Annotated in this window: 3 protein-coding genes; all 3 read right to left on the bottom strand. The window is 74.4% G+C overall.

The window, feature by feature from the left end:
* Positions 1–7: 7 nt before the first annotated feature.
* Entirely contained in the window at positions 8–1,306 is a 1,299-nt protein-coding gene (locus HGA02_RS14285; RefSeq protein ID WP_168679633.1) for a hypothetical protein, read from the bottom strand.
* A gap of 208 nt (positions 1,307–1,514) precedes the next feature.
* Entirely contained in the window at positions 1,515–2,801 is a 1,287-nt protein-coding gene (locus HGA02_RS14290) for an adenylosuccinate synthase (protein ID WP_168679635.1), read from the bottom strand.
* 181 nt (positions 2,802–2,982) lie between these two features.
* A partial coding sequence (locus HGA02_RS14295; protein WP_168679637.1) for a DUF3151 family protein occupies positions 2,983–3,180 on the bottom strand: 198 nt, incomplete at its 5' end.

Genomic DNA, 3,180 nt, shown 5'->3' on the forward strand with positions numbered 1-3,180 from the left:
CGCCGCGTCAGATCGCGGCCGACGCGCCCGCGCGCTCGCGGGCCCAGGCCCGGACCTGGGCGTGCGCCTCACGCGGGTCGTCGTGCCAGGGCCACGTCGCCAGGTAGCGGTGGGTCTCGGCGAGGTGCGGCACGGCCTCCTGCGGCAGGTCCGCGAACCAGAACGCGTACGCGAGCACGTTGTGCCCCCAGGCGCGGCCGACCGGCGAGGGCCCGCCCTCCGTCCACCGGGTGGCGGCGGCCACGATCTCCGCGCGCACCTCCCGGCTCTGCAGGAAGCGCTGGCTGTCCCCGCGCGCCCAGCCCTCCTCCAGCAGCGCGACGACGACCAGGAGGTTCGTCGCGTGGCCGGAAGGCGCCGCGGCCGACTCGGCGCGGGCGAACCGCAGCATCTCCTCGGACGACCCGAACCACTTCGCGGCCTTGAACTGCAGCGCCTCCGACAGCCCACCACGGTGGTGCGGCGCGACGGCGAGGAGCTGGGCGAGGCGGCGCTCGTGCTCGACGACGCCGAGCTGGAGCCCGCGCGCGACGGTCAGGCGCGAGGCGAGCACCGACGCGTCGCCGGGGCTCACGTGCAGGGCGGTGTCGGCATCGGCGTCGGTGTCCTCGAGGACGGCGAGGAAGTCGGGGACGTTCTGGGCCTGGAAGTCCGACCCGCGCAGCATCCACGCCCGCTCGACGCCGGTCGCGACCCGGCACGCGAGCGCGTGCGGGTTCGACGGCTCCTCCTGGAGCCACGTCTCGAGCCAGCGGCCACGACGCGCCGCGAGGGTGGCGAGCTCGCGCACGCGGTCGTGCCGGGCGTCGGGGTCGAGCGTCGCCGCGAGCAGGTGGGCGGCGGGACGCCAGTCGCCGCCGGCCGCGGCGTCGCGAGCGGCGCGCAGGTCGACGTCGTCGAGCGCGTCGTCGGCCTCGACGTAGTCCCCCGGCAGCGGGTCGGCGAGCACGAACAAGCCGCCGGTCGCGACCCGCAGGACACGCTTGCCGACCCGGGTGACCGTGAGCGCGAAGACGACGGCGGCGGTGCTCCAGCACGCCGTCCAGGCGATCCGTGCGGGTGCGTACGCGTCGGTCACGACGAACGCGAGCGCGGCGACCGCGACGATCAGGCCGAGGTACGCGACCACGAGGCCCTGCGTCTTGCCGCCGCGCGGCGAGAACCACCACGGGCCGTCGGCCGACAGCCCGAGCAGGCGGTACGCGGGCGTGCTCGCGACGCCGAGGACGAGGAGCCCGATGGCGGTGATCACGAGCGCACCGAGCATCACGTACGCGGCGGGGGTGTCCCAGGCGGCGGCAGTCACGGCGGCGGAGTATGCCAGCGGACGCGCCGCCGCCGGGGCGCTCCCGGACGTCGTCCGTCCGTCCGCGCACGTCGCACCGTGGACGGGCGTCCAGGTTCACCCGTCCGGGCGAAGCGGTCGCGCGAGGACACCCGTTCGGTCGCGCGACGCGCAGCCGCGCGGCACGACGCCCCGGCCACCCATCGTGCGCGGGCGGCCGGGTGCGCGGTCAGGCCAGGAGGTCGTGGCGGATGATCGTCGCCTCACGGCCCGGGCCGACGCCGATCGAGGAGATGCGCGTGCCGCTGATCTCCTCCAGGCGCTCGACGTAGCGCTGCGCCGCGGCGGGCAGGTCGTCGAACTCGCGTGCGCCGGTGATGTCCTCGGTCCAGCCGTCGAGGTACTCGTAGACGGGCTTCGCGTGGTGGAAGTCCGACTGGTCGGCGGGCATCTCGTCGTGCCGGGTGCCGTCGACGTCGTACGCGACGGCGACCGGGATACGGTCCTTGCCGGTCAGCACGTCGAGCTTGGTGAGGACCAGGTCGGTGAGGCCGTTGACGCGCGCCGCGTACCGGACGACGACCGCGTCGTACCAGCCGGTGCGCCGCGGCCGGCCCGTCGTGGTGCCGAACTCGCCGCCGGTCTGACGCAGCCACTCGCCGTCGTCGTCGAGCAGCTCGGTCGGGAAGGGGCCCTCGCCGACGCGCGTCGTGTAGGCCTTCGCGACGGCGACGACGCGGTCGATGCGGGTCGGGCCGACGCCCGAGCCGGTGCACGCGCCGCCCGCGGTCGCCGACGACGACGTCACGAACGGGTAGGTGCCGTGGTCGATGTCGAGCATCGTGGCCTGGCCGGCCTCGAACACGAGCGTCTTGCCCGCGTCGAGCGCCTGGTTGAGCACGAGCGGCGTGTCCGCGACGTACGGGCGGACGCGGTCGGCGAAGCGCAGCAGGTCCTCGACGGTCTCGTCGACCGTGATCGCGCGCCGGTTGTAGACCTTCACCAGCAGGTGGTTCTTCTGGTCGAGGGCGCCCTCGACCTTCTGCCGCAGGATCTTCTCGTCGAAGAGGTCCTGCACGCGGACGCCGACGCGGTTGATCTTGTCCGCGTAGGTGGGGCCGATGCCGCGGCCCGTCGTGCCGATGCGGCGCGAGCCGAGGAACCGCTCGGTGACCTTGTCGAGCGTGCGGTTGTACGGCGCGATGACGTGCGCGGCCGACGACACGAGCAGGCGCGAGGTGTCGACGCCGCGGGCCTCGAGCGCCTCGATCTCCTGGAACAGGACCTCGAGGTCGATGACGACGCCGTTGCCGATGACGGGGACGACGCCGGGCGACAGGATGCCGGAGGGCAGCAGGTGCAGCGCGTACTTCTCGCCCCCGACGACGACGGTGTGGCCGGCGTTGTTGCCGCCGTTGAACTTGACCACGTAGTCGATGCGCGAGCCGAGCTGGTCGGTCGCCTTGCCCTTGCCCTCGTCGCCCCACTGGGCGCCGAGCACCACCACTGCAGGCATCTGTCACCACTCCTACCTGCCTGCGATGCGGGGACGCACGGCGGAGACCGAACCGAGGAGGCGCGGCGCTTGCACGTGGACCCGGGCACGGGCGGCAGTGACCCGGTACCTCCGAGAGGGTACCGGACGGTCAAGGAACGGTCATGGCCGGGCCCCCGTCCCGACCGCGCCCGCGGGCGGCTCAGCGCAGCCCGGCGACCTCCTCGGCCGAGGTCCCCGAGTCGACCAGGAACTGCTCGCAGCGCTGCGACTCGTCGGTCTCGCCGATCGCCTCGGCCGCCTCGGCGAGCGCGAGCAGCGCGCGCAGGAACCCCTGGTTCGGGGCGTGGTCGACGGGCACCGGACCGCGCCCGCGCCAGCCGGCGCGCCGCAGCGCGTC

The sequence above is a fragment of the Cellulomonas septica genome (assembly GCF_012396155.1).
GTDB classification, from domain to species: Bacteria; Actinomycetota; Actinomycetes; order Actinomycetales; family Cellulomonadaceae; genus Cellulomonas; species Cellulomonas septica.

What these genes read in the sequence shown, in the direction of transcription:
- HGA02_RS14290 (WP_168679635.1), bottom strand. Translation starts at nt 2,801, where the DNA reads ATGCCTGCAGTGGTGGTGCTCGGCGCCCAGTGGGGCGACGAGGGCAAG.